This window comes from Streptomyces filamentosus, from assembly GCF_014654895.1.
Lineage (GTDB): Bacteria > Actinomycetota > Actinomycetes > Streptomycetales > Streptomycetaceae > Streptomyces > Streptomyces filamentosus.
Window position 1 is genome coordinate 579,885 of sequence record NZ_BNBE01000001.1, and the last position, 14,817, is coordinate 594,701.

Annotated in this window: 11 protein-coding genes; 1 reads left to right on the forward strand and 10 read right to left on the reverse strand. The window is 70.2% G+C overall.

Annotated elements, in window-relative coordinates; all coding sequences use genetic code 11:
- Nucleotides 1–54 precede the first annotated feature (54 nt).
- From IE326_RS02620 to ngcE, 10 genes are all read right to left on the reverse strand, one after another.
- Nucleotides 55–1,140 (reverse strand): PLL family lectin, encoded by a 1,086-nt coding sequence (locus IE326_RS02620; RefSeq protein ID WP_150235857.1) that lies wholly within the window; start codon nucleotides 1,138–1,140, stop codon nucleotides 55–57.
- 116 nt (nucleotides 1,141–1,256) lie between these two features.
- Nucleotides 1,257–2,735, reverse strand: coding sequence for an amino acid permease (locus IE326_RS02625; protein WP_190042132.1), 1,479 nt, complete (start codon nucleotides 2,733–2,735; stop codon nucleotides 1,257–1,259).
- Nucleotides 2,736–2,982: 247 nt separating this feature from the next.
- Nucleotides 2,983–4,902: a 1-deoxy-D-xylulose-5-phosphate synthase gene (dxs, locus tag IE326_RS02630; protein ID WP_150235859.1), complete on the reverse strand. Its 1,920-nt coding sequence runs from the start codon at nucleotides 4,900–4,902 to the stop codon at nucleotides 2,983–2,985.
- Nucleotides 4,903–5,106: 204 nt separating this feature from the next.
- A complete protein-coding gene (locus IE326_RS02635; RefSeq protein ID WP_150235861.1) occupies nucleotides 5,107–6,393 on the reverse strand; it encodes a sugar ABC transporter permease in 1,287 nt (428 codons plus the stop codon).
- Complete coding sequence (locus tag IE326_RS02640; RefSeq protein ID WP_030758559.1) at nucleotides 6,390–7,169, reverse strand: ATP-binding cassette domain-containing protein; 780 nt, start codon at nucleotides 7,167–7,169, stop codon at nucleotides 6,390–6,392. Before IE326_RS02640 ends, IE326_RS02635 begins: the two co-directional genes overlap by 4 nt.
- Before the next feature lie 232 nt (nucleotides 7,170–7,401).
- Entirely contained in the window at nucleotides 7,402–8,466 is a 1,065-nt protein-coding gene (locus IE326_RS02645) for a sugar ABC transporter substrate-binding protein (protein WP_190040714.1), read from the reverse strand.
- 122 nt (nucleotides 8,467–8,588) lie between these two features.
- Nucleotides 8,589–9,800 (reverse strand): ROK family transcriptional regulator, encoded by a 1,212-nt coding sequence (locus IE326_RS02650; protein WP_150235863.1) that lies wholly within the window; start codon nucleotides 9,798–9,800, stop codon nucleotides 8,589–8,591.
- A 141-nt stretch (nucleotides 9,801–9,941) separates the two neighbouring features.
- Nucleotides 9,942–10,880: a carbohydrate ABC transporter permease gene (locus tag IE326_RS02655; RefSeq protein ID WP_150235865.1), complete on the reverse strand. Its 939-nt coding sequence runs from the start codon at nucleotides 10,878–10,880 to the stop codon at nucleotides 9,942–9,944.
- On the reverse strand, nucleotides 10,880–11,809 hold the full coding sequence (locus IE326_RS02660) for a carbohydrate ABC transporter permease (RefSeq protein ID WP_150235867.1): 930 nt from the start codon (nucleotides 11,807–11,809) through the stop codon (nucleotides 10,880–10,882). Before IE326_RS02660 ends, IE326_RS02655 begins: the two co-directional genes overlap by 1 nt.
- Before the next feature lie 100 nt (nucleotides 11,810–11,909).
- Nucleotides 11,910–13,358: an N-acetylglucosamine/diacetylchitobiose ABC transporter substrate-binding protein gene (gene ngcE / locus IE326_RS02665; RefSeq protein ID WP_190040715.1), complete on the reverse strand. Its 1,449-nt coding sequence runs from the start codon at nucleotides 13,356–13,358 to the stop codon at nucleotides 11,910–11,912.
- Nucleotides 13,359–13,872: 514 nt separating this feature from the next.
- Between ngcE and IE326_RS02670 the strand changes: the two genes are divergently transcribed.
- Complete coding sequence (locus IE326_RS02670; protein ID WP_190040716.1) at nucleotides 13,873–14,781, forward strand: FG-GAP repeat domain-containing protein; 909 nt, start codon at nucleotides 13,873–13,875, stop codon at nucleotides 14,779–14,781.
- Nucleotides 14,782–14,817: the final 36 nt, after the last annotated feature.

Below are 14,817 nucleotides of genomic sequence, written 5' to 3' on the forward strand. Positions count from 1 at the left end.
ACCGGCCCCTTCCCCGTTCTCTCGCTCTCGCGTTCCCCTGCCCGGGTCCTGTGCCTACAGGCGGGTCCAGGGCTCCAGGGCGAGGCCCGGCTCCTGCTTCTGGCGGGTGACGACGACCCCGCCGTCGGCGGCGAGGGCGGCGAGGGCCACCGCGCCCCCGGCGTCGGTCGTGAGGGTCGGCGGGCCGAGGAGCGGCGGGCCGGACGGGGTCCAGTTCAGGCCGGTGTCCTCCTGCTCCGTCAGATAGGCGGCGAGGGCGGCGGCGCCCCGCGCGTCGCACTGGGCGAGCAGGGTGCAGTCGTAGTCGTCGATCAGGCAGCGTCCGGCGGTCAGCGGGCCCTCGCCGACCGCGGCGGCGAACGGGGTGGGCTTGAGGCCCCGGCCCGGGGACCAGGCGCAGATCTGCCCGTCGCCGTCCGCGTAGAAGGCCGTGACGTGCCCGGAGACGCCGGTGACGGCGGTGAGGGTGCCCTGGACGACCGCGGCGGGCACCACCGGCTCGACGGCGAGGCGGCCGCCCGGCTCCTTCTGGACGTACCGGAGCAGCCCCTGGTCGTTGGCGGTGTACAGCTCGACGAGGCCGTCGCCGTTGACCGCGGCCACCGGGTCGCGGTCGGTGCGGCCGCCCTTCAGGTCCCACCAGGGGTGCCAGCCGCCGGCGTCCTTCTGGACCCGGGCGCTGACGCCGCCGCCGCGGTTGCGGACGAAGACGTGGGCGCGGCCCTTGGCGTCCACGGCGAGCGCCGGGTTGCCGTACCACTCGGCCTTGCCGTTGGAGTGGCCGATGGACTTCCACTCCACGTTGGGCCGGCCGGTCTGGAACTGCACGCTGTGCACCAGTTCGACGTGGCGCTCGCCGGTCTCCTCGCCCGTGCCGGTGGCCCGGAAGCCGACCAGGTGCACATAGCGGTCGGGGCCCTGCGCGGCCGCCAGGAACGGCAGCAGGCCGTCGCCGCCGAGGACGTCGGGGCCGGTGAACCGGCGACCGGGGCCCTCGGTCCAGCGGACCAGCTCGCCGTCCCTGGGGACGTACACGCTGAAGCGTCCCTCCGTGCCCCGGGTCAGCCATCCGCCGTGCATGCGGGGGGCGCGCGGGGAGGCGTGGGTGGGGTCGGCGGGGGCCTGGGGTCGGTTCACCATGGGGGGATCCAGCGCTCCGGGTCGTGTGGGGGTCGGTTCCCACGTCGCGTGGGGGTCGGTTCCCACCGACTGTATCCGCCCGGCCCGTGCGCCCTCCGCCCGCCCGCCGGTTCCGGTCAGGAACCGGCGGCGCCCGCGTCCCGTCCCAACCGGCTGTGTCCGCGTCCGTACAGGAGGTAGACGACGATGCCGATCGCCATCCAGACCGCGAAGCGGAACCAGGTCTCGCCCGGCAGGTTGAGCATCAGCCAGAACGAGGCGGCGATGGAGATGATCGGCAGCACCGGGACCCACGGGGTGCGGAAGGCCCGGGGCAGGTCGGGGCGGGTGCGGCGGAGCACGATGACGCCGGCGGCGACCACCACGAAGGCGAAGAGGGTGCCGATGTTCACCAGCGTCGCCAGTTCGTTGATGCTGGTGAAGCCCGCCACGACCGCGATGATCACGCCGAGCAGGATGGTCGGCCGGTACGGGGTCTTGAACTTCGGGTGCGTCTTGGAGAAGAAGCGGGGCAGCAGTCCGTCGCGGCTCATCGCGAAGAAGACGCGGGTCTGGCCGAGGAGCAGGATCAGACAGACCGTGGTGAGGCCGACGGCGGCGCCGAAGCTGATCACGCCCGCGTAGAAGGGGTGGCCGGCGGCCTTGAAGGCGTCGGCGAGCGGGGCGCTGACGGAGAGCTCGGTGTAGTGCTGCATGCCGGTGACGACGAGGGCGACCGCCACGTACAGCACGGTGCAGATGAGCAGGGAGCCCAGGATGCCGCGGGGCATGTCCTTCTGCGGCAGCTTGGTCTCCTCGGCGGCGGTGGCGACCACGTCGAAGCCGATGAAGGCGAAGAAGACGATGGAGGCGGCGGTGAAGATGCCCATGACGCCGAAGTTGGTGGGCTCGTAGCCGAAGAGGATCTGGACCAGCGGGGCCGTCCAGTTGTCGCCGCCGCCCTCGGGGGTGACGGCGGGCGGGATGAACGGCTTGTAGTTGTCGCCGACGATGAAGAACAGGCCCGCGACGATCACGATCATGACGACGGTGACCTTGACCGCCACCACGACGGCGGTGATCCGGGCGGAGAGCTTCATGCCGAGGACGAGGACCACGGTGAGCACCAGGACCAGCAGGAAGGCCAGGATGTCGAAGGTGCCGCCGGGCACGTCCGGGCCCTCCAGGGAGGCCGGCAGGTGCCAGCCGACGTTGTCCATCAGCGAGCGGACGTATCCGGACCAGCCGACCGCCACCACCGCCGTGCCCAGCGCGAACTCCAGCACGAGGTCCCAGCCGATGATCCAGGCGGGCAGCTCGCCGATGGAGGCGTAGGCGAAGGTGTACGCCGATCCCGCCACCGGCACCGTCGAGGCGAACTCGGCATAGCAGAGGGCGGCCAGGGCGCAGACGATGCCGGCCGCGACGAAGGCGAGGGCGGTGGCCGGGCCGGCGTTCTCCTTGGCGACCTTGCCGGTCAGGACGAAGATGCCGGTGCCGATGATGACGCCCACGCCGAAGACCGTGAGGTCCCACGCGGAGAGTGACTTGCGGAGCGCGTGCTCCGGCTCCTCGGTGTCCCTGATGGACTGCTCGACCGACTTCGTCCGGAACATTCCGGTGTTGGCCCGTGGGGGGCGCTGGTCCGTGCTCACCGTCGTACCTCCGCGTCGTCCTTGACGTCGGGTCTCGGAGCCCCCGCGGACGGGGGTCGAGGGGACGCTGCCCGCACTGAGCCCAGGATGCACGCGAAAGGGCCGGTCGGCACCCGGGAGGGTGAACCGACCGGCCCAATGGTGACGCGGAGTGACCGTCCCGCCGGAGCGGGCCCGGTCACGGGCGGCGCGGTACCGGCCGCGGGGGTCAGTCGCGGGCGGGCTCCACGGTCCGGCGGGCCGTCTCGAAGCGGCCGTCCAGGCGCGAGACCAGGCCGGTGACCTGGCGCGCGACGTCCGGGGCGGTCAGGCCGATCTCGGCCAGGACCTCGGCGCGCGAGGCGTGGTCGAGGAAGACCGGCGGGATGCCGAAGTCCCGCAGCGGCACGTCGACGCCGGCGTCGCGCAGCGCCTGGGCGACGGCCGAGCCGACGCCGCCGACGCGGCTGTTGTCCTCGACGGTGACGACGACCCGGTGGTCGGCCGCGAGCGGGGCGAGGGCCTCGTCGACCGGCTTGACCCAGCGGGGGTCGACGACGGTGGTGGAGATGCCCTGCTTGTCGAGGAGGTCGGCGATCTCCAGACACATCGGGGCGAGCGCGCCGACCGAGACCAGGAGGACGTCCGGCCGCTCGCTGCCGGCCTCGCGGAGCACGTCCATGCCGCCGACCCGGCCCACGGCGGGGACGGCGGGGCCGACCGCGCCCTTGGAGAAGCGGACCACGGTGGGGGCGTCGGTGACCTCGACGGCCTCGCGGAGCTGGGCGCGGACCTGGTCGGCGTCGCGCGGGGCGGCGAGCCGGAGGCCGGGCACCACCTGGAGGATCGACATGTCCCACATGCCGTTGTGGGAGGCGCCGTCGGTGCCGGTGACGCCGGCCCGGTCCAGGACGAAGGTGACGCCGCACCTGTGCAGGGCCACGTCCATGAGGACCTGGTCGAAGGCGCGGTTGAGGAAGGTGGCGTAGACCGCGAAGACCGGGTGGAGGCCACCGGTGGCGAGGCCGGCCGCGGAGACCGCGCCGTGCTGCTCGGCGATGCCGACGTCGAAGACGCGCTCCGGGAACTCCTTGGCGAACTTGTCCAGGCCGACCGGCTGGAGCATGGCGGCGGTGATCGCCACGATGTCCTCGCGCTCCTTGCCGAGCGCGACCATCTCCTCGCCGAAGACGCTGGTCCAGTCGGCGCCGGAGGTGGCGATCGGGAGGCCGGTGTCGGGGTGGATCTTGCCGACGGCGTGGAAGCGGTCCGCCTCGTCCTGGAGGGCGGGCTGGTAGCCGCGGCCCTTCTCGGTGAGGCAGTGGACGATGACGGGGCCGCCGAAGCGCTTGGCGCGGGTGAGTGCGGACTCCAGGGCCTCGATGTCGTGGCCGTCGATGGGGCCGACGTACTTCAGGCCGAGGTCCTCGAACATGCCCTGGGGGGCGATGAAGTCCTTGAGGCCCTTCTTGGCCCCGTGCAGGGTCTCGTAGAGCGGCTTCCCGACGACCGGGGTGCGCTCCAGGATGTCCTTGCCGCGGGCGAGGAAGCGCTCGTAGCCGTCGGTGGTGCGCAGGGTCGCCAGGTGGTTGGCGAGGCCGCCGATGGTGGGCGCGTAGGAGCGCTCGTTGTCGTTGACGACGATGACGAGCGGGCGGTCCTTGGCGGCGGCGATGTTGTTGAGCGCCTCCCAGGCCATGCCGCCGGTGAGGGCCCCGTCGCCGATGACGGCGACGACGTGGTCGTCCTTCTTCAGGATCTGGTTCGCCTTGGCGAGTCCGTCGGCCCAGCCGAGGACGGTCGAGGCGTGCGAGTTCTCGATGACGTCGTGCTCGGACTCGGCCTGCGAGGGGTAGCCGGACAGGCCGCCCTTCATCTTGAGCTTCGAGAAGTCCTGGCGGCCCGTGAGCAGCTTGTGGACGTAGCTCTGGTGGCCGGTGTCGAAGAGGACCTTGTCCTTCGGGGAGTCGAAGACGCGGTGCAGGGCGATGGTCAGTTCGACCACGCCCAGGTTGGGGCCGAGGTGGCCGCCGGTCTTGGAAACGGCGTCGACGAGGAAGGTCCGGACCTCCGCGGCCAGCTGGTCCAGCTGTTCCGGGGAGAGCCGGTCCAGGTCGCGCGGTGTCCTGATACGGGTCAGCAGGGCCACCCGTGCCTCCTTGCGTTCTGAGCTGGTCGAGCTTGCCGATTTTGCCGAGTCTAATGTTCCGTCTTGGATCGTGGGCATCGGGCCGCCCTGAGCGGCGTCACCCTCACGGGGTACACACTGCTCCGGACGCGACGGTGCCCGGCACCGGTTTCCCGGTGCCGGGCGAATGTGGCGCGTGCCTCACGCCCCCGTCGGGGACGGGGGTCAGGCGCGTCCCGCGGACTTCTGGGTCTTGCGGGAGACGGAGTCGATGATCACGGCGATGAGGAGCACCGCGCCGGTGATCATGTACTGGATGGCGTTGGACTCCAGGTTGAGCTGGTTGAGGCCCTGGACGATCGACTGGAGCACCAGGATGCCCAGGAGCGCCGACCAGACCTTGCCGCGGCCGCCGAAGAGGGACGTGCCGCCGATGACCGCGGCGGCGATGCACATCATCAGCTGGTTGCCGCCGCCGAGGGAGCGGTCGGCGCCGCCGGTGGCGGAGGCGAGGAAGAGGCCGCCGACGGCGCCCAGGGTGCCGGAGATCATGAAGACCGAGATCCGGATCCAGGCGACGTTGATGCCGGCCCGGCGGGCCGCCTCGATGCCGCCGCCGACCGCGAAGACCTGCCGGCCGTAGGTGGTGCGGCGCAGCACGAAGTCGGTGACCAGCAGGATCACCAGGAAGATCACCAGGGAGAGCGGCAGGCCCTTCTCCTGGTTGAAGCCGTACGCGGCGACGAGGACGAGGACCGCGAGGAGGCCGGTGCGCAGCAGGATCTCGCTCTGCGGGCGGTGCGGCAGCTCGGCGGCCCTGCGGCGGGAGGAGTCGCGCAGCTGGGCGAGGTAGAAGGCGGCGACGACCACGACGGCGAGGCCGTAGGCGGCGGCGACGTCGGAGAAGTAGTACTTGGTGAGGTCGCCGACGAAGCTGCCGATGGGCGTCGGGATGGTCGACTTCTCGCCCATCACCCAGGTCTGGAGGCCGGCCCAGCCGAGGAAGCCGGCGAGGGTGACGACGAAGGCGGGGACGCCGATCTTGGCGAAGACCAGGCCGTGGAAGGCGCCGAGGAGGGTGCCGGAGAGGATGCCGAGGAGGATCGCGAGGGAGTCCGGCATGTCGGTGGCGAGGACGCCCCAGACGGATCCGGCGAGGCCCGCGACGGAGCCGACGGCGAGGTCGATCTCGCCGAGCAGCAGCACGAAGACGATGCCGACGGCCATGATGCCGGGGCCGGCCGCGTACAGCGTGATCTGGTCGAGGTTGTACGAGGTGATGAAGTTGCCGGTCAGCGCCTGGAAGACGACGCCGATGACGATCAGGCCGACGACGACGGGCAGGGAGCCGATCTCGCCGGAGCGGATCTTGCGCTTGAACTCGTCGGCGTAGCCCTTGATTCCCCGCTCGCGGACGAGGAGGCGGGGGTCGACGGCGGGGACCGCGGCGGCTTCGGGGGTGCGGGGCTCGGGGACCTGGGCCTTCTCGTCGGCCTTCGGGGTCGTGCTCACTGGGCTGCCTCCGCGGTGCGGGCCTTGCGGCGGGTCACGGCGTTGTCCGTGGCGCCGGTGATCGCGGCGATGATCTCTTCGTGCGTGGTGGTGGCGACCGGGAAGGTGCCGTTGTTGCGGCCGAGGCGGAGCACGGCGACGGTGTCGGCGACGGCCTTCACGTCGGCCATGTTGTGGCTGATGAGGATGACGCCGAGGCCCTGCTCGCGGAGCCGCTCGACCAGGTCGAGGACCTGGGCGGTCTGCTCGACGCCGAGGGCGGCGGTGGGCTCGTCCAGGATCACGATCTTCGGGTCGCCGACCAGGGCGCGGGCGATGGCCACGACCTGCCGCTGGCCGCCGGAGAGGGCGGCGACGGGGATGCGGACGCTGGGGATGCGGATGGAGAGCGTGGACAGGAGGTCCTTGGCCCGCTTCTCCATGGCGACCTCGTCGAGGACGCCGCCCTTCTTGAGCTCGCGCCCGAGGAAGAGGTTGGCGACGACGTCGAGGTTGTCGCAGAGGGCGAGGTCCTGGTAGACGGTGGCCACGCCGAGGTGCTGGGAGTCCTGCGGGCGGGAGACCGAGACGGGGCGGCCCTCCCACTCGATGACGCCCTCGTCGATCGGGTGGACGCCGGCGATCGTCTTGACCAGGGTGGACTTTCCGGCGCCGTTGTCGCCGACCAGGGCGACGACTTCGCCCGCGTGGACTTCGAGGTCGACACCGGAGAGGACCTGGACCGCTCCGAATCGCTTGAAGATCCCGCGCAACGCCAGGACAGGCGTCTGGGACACGTGAACCAACTCCTTCGCCGCCCGCGGTGGAGGGCGGCGGCATGTCGCGCCGTGCGGCGCCGAGTTCGAGGGGGGCTGTGCGCGTCCGGCCCCGGCGACAGCGGGGTTGGGGTCGGCCGGGGCCGGACGGGTCTGGGGCGGGGCCGCGCCTCGGGGGCGGGCGCCGCGTCCTGCCGGGTCTGACGGCCCGGCAGGAGGGGTGCGGGGCCCGGGAGTCCGGGCCCCGGGGGGCTTACTTGATGCCCAGCTCGGCGCACTTGGCGGCGAGGTCCGCGGAGCAGATGTCGGCGGCGGCGTAGATGCCGTCCTTGACGACCGTGGACTGGATGTTGGTCTTGTCGACGACCACCGGGGCGAAGAGGGTGGACTTCACGCCGTCGGTCTCGCCCTGGGCGCCGAGGTCCTTGCCCTGGAGCAGGTTGACCGCGAACTTGGCGGCCTCGGGGGCCAGCTGGAGCGGCGACTTGTAGATGGTGAAGGTCTGGGTGCCGGCGACGATGCGCTGGATGCCCGCGACCTCGGCGTCCTGGCCGCCGACCGGGATGCCCTTGATGCCGGCGTTCTCCAGGGAGGTGATGATGCCGCCCGCCATGCCGTCGTTGGCGGAGTAGACGGCGCCGATCTTGTCCTTGCCGACGGAGGAGATGGCGGCGGCCATCTTCTCGCCCGCGACCTTCGGGTCCCACTCGCCGGACGCCTCGTAGGCGACCTTGCCGACCTTGCCGTCGAGGGCGGTGTGGGCGCCCTTCTTGAAGAGACCGGCGTTCGGGTCCTTCTCGTCACCGTTGATCATGACGATCTGGGCGGTGGCGGCCTTGTCGCCGAGGGCGGCGAGGAGGGCCTGGCCCTGGAGCTCGCCGACCTTGTTGTTGTCGTGGCTGACGTAGGCGTCGGCGCCCTCGATCGCGCGGTCGTACGCGACGACCTTGACGCCCTTGCCCTGCGCCTCCTTGACCCAGCCGGCGGCCTTGGCGGAGTCGACCGGGTCGAGGGCGACGACCTTCACGCCGTCGGCGATGAGCTGGTCGAACTGCTGCTTCTGCTTGACGACGTCGGCGACGGCGTTGTTGTACACGACCTCGCAGTCGCCGCAGGCGGCCTTGACGGCCTTCTCGAACTGCGGCTTGTCGAGCGACTCGTACCGCGCGGTCTTGTTCTCCGGGAGGAGCAGGCCGATCTTGGTCGAGCTTCCCTTCTCCTCGCTGTCGCCGCCGCCGGCCTGGCCGCAGGCGGAGAGCGCGAGGGCCATCGAGACCGCGGCCGAGCCTATGACGACGCGACGAGTCATTGCGTTCATGTGGGGTTGCCTCCCTGACGAGGCCGCGACGGTGCGGCCGAGGTGTCACGAAGTCAACTCGGCCGCAACACCGTCGTCAAGAAGTGAAAACTTAACGAGATGACAACGGTGGTTATTGTTTTCTAAGTGAAGGCGGGAGCGGAGGCCGGAGCGGCCACCGGGAGAGAACTCCCCAACAGGGTCGAATCGCCCATCTCGCTCAGCACCAGGGCCAGGGCGCCCAGCACCTCGGCCCGGCCGCCCAGGGCCCCCTGCACCAGGGAGAGCTGGCGGGCGGCGCTCGGGATGGCGTACCGGCCGACCGAGTCCCGGATCGGGGAGAGCACCAGCTCGCCGGCCTCGGCGAGGTCGCCGCCGAGGACGACCCGGCTCGGGTTCAAGAGATTGCAAAGGTTGGCGACGCCGCTGCCGATGTGGCGGCCCACGTCGGCGACGACCCGCCGGCAGCCCGGGTCTCCCTCGCGGGCCAGCTGCACCACCCGCTCCAGGGTGAGGTCGGGGCCGTGGCTCGGCCAGAGCAGCGGCAGCACGTACCGGGCGGCGGTGAAGGTCTCCAGGCAGCCGCGGTTCCCGCAGCGGCAGACCGGCCCCGACTCGTCGAGGGTGATGTGCCCGATCTCGCCGGCCGTGCCGCCGGGCCCGCGGTAGACCCGCCCGTCGATCACGAGGCCGGCCCCGACGCCGCTGGCGACCTTGATGTACGCGAGGTCCCGGACGCCCCGGCCACTCCCCCACACCAGCTCGCCGAGGGCGCCCAGGTTGGCGTCGTTGTCGACGTGGACGGGGACCCCGAGCCGGGCGGAGAGCTCCTCGGCGGGGTTGATGCCGCTCCAGCCCGGCAGGATCGAGGTGGAGCCGAGTGTCCCGGAGGAGACGTCGATGGGGCCGGGGACGCCGAGGCCGACGCCGATGACCTTGTCGCGGCCGATGCCGGTGGTCTCGATCAGCCGGCTGACGAGCCGCTCCGCCCGGTCGAAGCCCTCGGCGGCGGAGGCGTCCACGTCCAGCGGCTCGGCCTCCTCGGCGAGCACCTGGTGGGCGAGGTTGCCGACCGCGACCCGCAGGTGGGTGTGGCCGAAGTCGACGCCGATCACGATGCCGGCGTCGCCGGAGAGGGAGACGCTGCGGGCCCGCCGGCCGCCCGCGGAGGTCGGGGTGACGTCGACGGTTCCGCCGTCCTTCAGCTCCCGCACGATGTTGGACACCGTCGCGGCGGACAGCCCCGTCGACCGGGCGATCTCCGCCTGGGTCAGCGAACCGGCCATCCGGACCGCCCGGACGACCCGTTCGAGATTGGCCCTGTGCAGAGACGTCTGCGACCCCGGAGTCTCCATCGACCCTCTCACTCCCACCGTTTTCTCCAACATGTGAACTCTAAGGGGACGCTTTCGCCTTCGCTTCCGTCAAGACCCGGAACGTGCGGGGCCCCCGCACGCCCAGGCGTGCGGGGGCCCTCGGAAACGGTGGGAGCGCTCCTACTTGACGGCTCCGGCGGTGAGGCCGGCCACCACCTGCCGCTGGAAGACGACGTACGCGGCGAGCACCGGCAGCATCGCCATCACCAGGCCGGCGAAGAGCCCGGACCAGTCGCCCTTGTAGCCCTGGCTGACCGCGAGCTGGACGAGGCCCTGGGAGAGCACCTTGTTCTCCGGGTTCGTGTTCAGCACCGTCGGCAGCAGGTACTGGTTCCACTGCCCGAGGAAGTTGAAGATGCCGACGCTGATCAGGCCCGGCCGGGCCATCGGCAGCATCACCTGGAAGAAGGTCCGGGTGTGCGAGGCGCCGTCGATGCAGGCCGCCTCCGCCACCGAGCTCGGCAGCGTCCGGAAGAAGGCGGTCAGGAAGAAGACCGTGAAGGGCAGCGAGTACGCGATGTAGACCAGGATCAGGCCGTGCAGGGTGTTCAGCAGGGCCATGTTCTGCATCACGTAGAAGAGCGGCACCAGCGCCAGGATGATCGGGAAGCTCATCCCCCCGATGAAGAGGAAGTAGAGGAAGCGGTTCCCGGGGAACTCGAAGCGGGCCAGCACGTAGGCCGCCATCGAGCCGAGGAGCAGGGTGCCGACCAGCGAGCCGCCGACCACGATCAGCGTGTTCAGGAAGTACTCGCTCATGTGCGCCTCGGTCCAGGCGCGGGCCCAGTTCTCGAAGTGCAGCGCGTCCGGCAGCGACCACGGGGAGGTGAAGATCGCCTTGTCGGTCTTGAAGGAGGTCATGACCGCCCAGAGCAGCGGCATCACCACCATGACCGCCCAGATGATCAGGACGCCGTGCGAGAAGACGTTGAGGACAGCGCCCTCGGAGCGCTTCTCCTTGCCGGGCGCGCCGGCGGCCTTGCGGGCCTCGGGGCCCGCGCCGTCGCGGGGGGCGGGGATCGTCGCGCCGCCGGTGGGCGGGGTGTCGGTGGTCTTCATCAGAACTCCAGCCGCTCGCGCCGGCCCAGCTTCATCACGACCGCGGCGAAGGCCAGCGTGACGAGCAGGAGGGCGACGCCGATGGTCGTGGCGTAGGCGGCCTGACCGTCCCGGAACGCCTTCTGGTACACGTACAGCGGCATGACGATGGTCGAGTAGTCGGGCCCGCCGCCGTTGGGGCCGACCGTCATGATCTGCACGACCGCGAAGGACTCCGCGCCGAGCGCGAGGATGCCCATGTAGATCCAGCCGGACTGCACGGTGTCCCAGAGCAGCGGCAGGGTGATCTTGAAGAAGGTGGTGAAGCGGCTGGCGCCGTCCAGCAGCGCGGCCTCGTAGAAGTCCCGCGGAATGGACGCCATGCCGGCCGAGAAGAGCACGACGAAGAAACCGACGGTGGACCAGACGAGGACCACCATCACGCAGATCAGGGCGAGATCGGGATCGCCCAGCCAGTCCGGCTGGACGCTGCCCAGGCCGACCGCCTTGAGGACCGAATTGATGGCCCCGCTGTTCGGGTTGTAGGCGAACTGGAAGAGCAGTGCGACGATCGCGATCGACAGGACCTGCGGAAAGAAGTAGACGATCTTGTAGAAGGAGGAACCGCGCACGCCCGCGATCGCCGCTCCCTTACGGCTCCGGCCGCCGACATTCAGCATGAAGGCGAGGAACAGCGCGAATCCGACGGTCACCAGCGGAAGCACCACGGCGAAGGTCAGGCTGTGCTGGAGCGACTTCCAGAAGATCTCGTCCTGGAACAGCCGGGTGTAGTTGTCGATGCCGACGAACCCGAATTCCGGACTCAGTCCCGTCCAGTCCGTGAGCGAGTAGTAGATGGACTGGATGAACGGCCAGATGACGAAGAGCGCGTACAGCGCCAGGGGGGCCGCCAGGAACCCCACGATGAAACGGTACTTGCCGTGTTGCATTCCTACCGACCCCGATCTGCGGCGAAGGGCGCGCCGCCGGCACGGCGCGCCGAAGGGCCGGGGCCCGCTCCCGGTCGGCGGGAAGGGGCCCCGGTACAGCTCACTGGTGCTTGTAGTGCTTGATCGAGGAGTCCTGGGCCGCCTCGTCGGCGTACTTCTGGATCTTCTTGATCGTCTCGGCCGGGGTGGCGCGGCCCGCCATCATCTCGCCGATGCAGGCGACGCCGATCTTCTCCTTCTGGAGGGCCACGTACCAGTCCTGGAGGCGCGGGTTGACCACGTTCTGGCCGGCCTTCTCCAGCGCCGCCACACCGGACTTGAGGCCCGGGGAGAGCTCGATGCCGTCGGTGCCGCCGTTGAGGGCGCTCAGGGACTTCACGGAGGCCGTGAAGTTCTTGGAGGACGCCTCGCTGAGCATGATGCGCAGCTGCTCCATGGCGCCCTCGACGTTCTTCGCCTTCGCCGGGACGACGAAGGGCTCGCCGCCGGCCGCCCAGATGGTGCCGAAGGGCAGCTTGTCCGAGGCGTCGAGGCCGGAGGGGGCGGAGACCGCCAGGCCGAAGTCGGCCGGCATGGTCTTGGCGGCCTCGTTCTCGACCCAGGAACCGTTCGGGATGAACAGCGCCTTGCCCTCGGTCCAGGCGGTCTGCGACTGGATGTGGTCGAGGCCGGGGGTGCCCTGGAGGATGTAGCCCTTCTTGAAGAGCTCGTAGTACGCCTCGAAACACGCCTTGACGGCGGGGTGCTCCCAGGCCTTCGGCTCCAGGTTGTCGATGGCGTCGAGGACCTCGCGGCCGCCGACCTTGCCGATCATCGGGTAGAGCGAGAAGGGCAGGTAGTACGGGTGCTTGCCCGCGTACGTCCAGCCGGCGATGTTCTTCTTCTTGGCCTTCTCGCAGACGGCCAGCATCTGGTCCCAGGTCTCGGGGTACTCGGCGTCGAGCGAGTCGAGGAGCTTCTGCGAGTACCAGACGCCGTAGACGGTGTAGGCGTAGTTGAGGATCCAGCACGGCTCGCCGTCGAACTGGCCCATCTCGACGATGCCGGGCCGCAGGGTGTCGCGGACCTTCTTGCTCGGGTCGTCGATCGAGGGCGCGTCGAGGAGCGGGGTGAGGTCCGCGAGCTGCTTCTGGCCGACGAGGACGCCCATGTCCATCTGCTCGGCGCCGGAGTTGTCGATGAGGTCCGGCGGGTTGCCGCCGTTGAAGCGCGGCTGGAGCTCGGTGGTGATCTTCTGGGTGGGGGTGAACTTGACCTTCGCCTTGGGGTAGTTGGTCTCGTAGACCTTGATCGCGTCCTTGGCGTACTGCTGGCCGAAACCGCCGTCGAACAGGACGAAGTCGAGCGGAGCGGACTCGTTGACCCCGAGCGGGTTCTTGTCGGACTTGACGCCCTTCTCGACCTTGTCGTTGCTCTCGCCGCCGCCGCTCGCGCAGGCGGAGAGGAAACCCATGGCCGGAACGGAGACCAGACCGACAGCGGCGGAACGCTTGATCAGATCGCGACGGCCGAGGCCCCCGTTGTTCGACTGGGCGGAGGTGGATCCCATGCTCAAGTCCTCGCCTTCATTCAGGACTCAGGCGGTGTACCGGTCGCCCGTACTTCGTCTCGCCGACAAGCGAAGGGCCCCGCCACCGCGGTCATTTGAAGCTGGGTCGTGCAGGCGTCGGGCCGGCGCCGGAAGATCCGACGGGCTGGACGCCGACAGGTATAGTCCACTTCCCTCGGCAGGAGCAAGATCGAAAGCAGCATTCGTCAGGCATCTTTCCCGAGTTGAGACCTCGGGGATTACCGGGGAGTCCGCCCCGGAAGACTGCCCGCGCTGACCGGATCACACCCTTCCGGCACGCCTTCACAAGCTGAATGGTCCATGCGGAATCCGGCGAAAGGGACGGGCCGGAAAGAAGTTCGGACACGGCGGAACCGCGTGGGCACCGGTGCCGTCTTCCTGTCATGTACGGACTCGCCGCCGGGTGGGCGGAAACGGGGGAAATCCCGCCGGACCGGGCCGAGTTCGGTGGCGTTCCGTACCGTCCTGTCATCCATTCTGATCTGGAGATCACGTGGCCAAGATTTCTGGCCTGAACAACACGGGTGTGCTCGCCCGTGTCACGGTCGCGGCGGTGACCGCGGCCCTGGTCGGCACGACGACGGCGGCCGTCGCGGCCGACGCGCCGAAGCGCACCGTCGCCGGCGTCGAGCAGAACTCCGACGCGAGCGCCTTCTCGGCCGCCGCCGCCGCTCCGGTGAACTACCTGCACGGTGTCAACAGCGCGGGCGTCATCTGGCGCTACGAGCCGGTCGGCGGGGGGGCCATCCAGCGCCTCAACACCCAGTCCGGCTCGGGCTGGAACTACGACAAGCACTTCACGCAGGCCGACATGGACGGCAACGGCTCCGCGAACGGTATGTACACCGTCAACAGCGGCGACCTGACCTACACCCCGTTCGGCGGCTCGCCGCGCTTCATCGGCGGCGGCTGGGGCATCTACAACGAGGTCTTCTCCGCCGCCAGCACCGGCGGTGGCGTGGCCGACGACATCCTCGCCCGGGACAGCTACGGCGTCCTGTGGCACTACCTGGGCAACGGCAACGGCTCCCTGACCACGCGCTACCGCGTCGGCTCCGGCTGGAACCAGTACACCCAGATCGCCGGAAAGGGCGACGTCTCCGGCGACGGCCGCCCCGACGTCGTCGCCCGCGACCGCAACGGCGTCCTGTGGCTCTACAAGGGCACCGGCAACTACCGGGCCCCGTTCGCCACGCGCACCCGCATCGGCAGCGGCTGGAACACCTACAACGCCATCGTCTCCTCGGGCGACCTGACCTTCGACGGCAAGGCCGACCTCGTCGCCCGCGACCGCGACGGCGCCCTGTGGCTGTACAAGGGCCGTGGCAGCTCCACGACCCCGTACACCGGCCGCGTGAAGATCGGCACCGCCGGCTGGAACGGCTTCCGCGAGCTGTTCTGATCTCTCCGGAGACACGGAAGGGCCCCGCTCCTCGTC